Raw genomic sequence first — 1203 nt, 5'->3', positions numbered from 1 at the left:
ACCGGCCTCGTTGGCCCCGGCCCGAGTCAACAACGTCATGACCTCTTACAGCTAGCCCCGTCGGCGACCCGCAGCGTTGACGGCATGACTCAACATCCTGCCGCCGGGACCCAACCTGGCAACCTCCGCGCTTGGCTCGGTCTGGTCGTTGTCCTGGGGCCGGTGCTGCTGGTCTCGATGGACGGATCCATCCTCTTCCTCGCGATGCCCCGAGTCAGTCAGGCGCTGAACCCCAGCGCTGACCAAGCTCTGTGGATCCTGGACATCTACGGCTTCGCCGTTGGCTCCCTGCTGGTCGCGTTCGGGAACATAGGCGACCGTTATGGACGCCTTCGACTGCTCATGATCGGGGCAGCGTGCTTCGGCCTCGGCTCGACAGCCGCCGCCTTCGCCCCCACGCCCGAGCTGCTCATCGCCGCCCGCGCCGTGATGGGGATCGCTGGCGCGACTCTGCTCCCATCAGCTTTGGCGGTCCTGAGCGAGTTGTTTGCTGACCCGAAGAAGAGAGCCCAGGCCATCGGCATCTTCGCCGCGGCGTTCGCCGCCGGATTCGCGATCGGCCCGGTCATCGGTGGCGTGCTTCTGGAGCGCTTCTGGTGGGGATCGGTGTTCTTGATCAACCTGCCAGTCATCGCCTTGTTCCTCTGCTTCGCACCCGTTCTGCTGCGCGAGGTCCGAGCCACTCGGCCTGGGCGCGTGGACGCAATCAGTGTCGTGACGTCCGCTGTCGGCCTGCTGCTGGCCATCTACGGCATCAAGCATGCTGCCGTCGAAGGCCTGACGCTGTCCGCTGTCGCCTCCGCGATCCTCGGCACCGCCGTGCTGACGTGGTTCGGTCTCCGGCAGCGACGCCTCGACCGGTCAAGTCCCTGGAAGTGGTGTAGCCGTCTTCGAGGTTGTAGGGGGCTTGTACCTGTCAGGTCTGCAGGGTCGGCATCACCTCCGTGCTCATCACGGTCTCTTGCTCCGTGGTCAGGGGCTCACGGCACCGGGCGAGCAGTTCCAGGCCGAGATACCGGCGGCCTTCGGCCCACTCATCGGTCTGCTCGGCCAACACAGCCCCGACCAGACGCACCACGGCATCCCGGTTCGGGAAGATCCCCACCGAGTCCGTGCGGCGCCGGATCTCCCGGTTCAGCCGCTCGGCAGGGTTGTTCGACCAGATCTGGGACCACACGTCCCTCGGGAACGAGGTGAACGCGA

Annotated in this window: 1 protein-coding gene and 1 pseudogene; one reads left to right on the top strand and one right to left on the bottom strand. The window is 66.2% G+C overall.

Annotation, left to right across the window (positions count from 1 at the left end; genetic code table 11):
- Positions 1 to 84 precede the first annotated feature (84 nt).
- Positions 85 to 780: pseudogene (locus NR072_RS11555) on the top strand (MFS transporter); the annotation flags it as partial.
- 136 nt (positions 781 to 916) lie between these two features.
- Here NR072_RS11555 and NR072_RS05295 read toward each other — a convergent pair.
- Positions 917 to 1203: transposase (locus NR072_RS05295; protein WP_256836418.1), on the bottom strand; the 287-nt coding region annotated here is incomplete at its 5' end.

The sequence above is a fragment of the Micrococcus sp. Mcc89 genome, assembly GCF_024519795.1.
GTDB lineage: Bacteria > Actinomycetota > Actinomycetes > Actinomycetales > Micrococcaceae > Micrococcus > Micrococcus luteus.
This window is presented reverse-complemented; position numbering and strand designations above follow the sequence as displayed.